The organism is Streptomyces niveus (genome assembly GCF_001723055.1).
Classification (GTDB): Bacteria; Actinomycetota; Actinomycetes; order Streptomycetales; family Streptomycetaceae; genus Streptomyces; species Streptomyces niveus.
In genome coordinates, this window is record NZ_MDCR01000053.1 from 1 (window position 1) to 212 (window position 212).

Sequence of the window (212 nt, forward strand, 5' to 3'; positions counted from 1 at the left end):
TGCGGGTGCCGGTGGCCGTGTCGTCCCCGTCCTGCGCGTCGTGCGACTCGTGGGACTCGTGCGGGGGGGACAGCCTGCGGCGGCGGCCGGCGAGGGTCTGGTTCTGCTGCTTGGTGATCTGCTGCGAGAAGGGCACCCCCTGGCCGAGCGTACGGACGCTGAACGCCCGCCCCTGTGTGGAGTCCGCCGACACCGGCGCCTCCTCGGGCAGC

Annotated in this window: 1 pseudogene; it reads right to left on the reverse strand. The window is 74.1% G+C overall.

What is annotated here, in order from left to right:
- A pseudogene (locus BHU15_RS41170) lies at nucleotides 1–212 on the reverse strand (hypothetical protein); the annotation flags it as partial.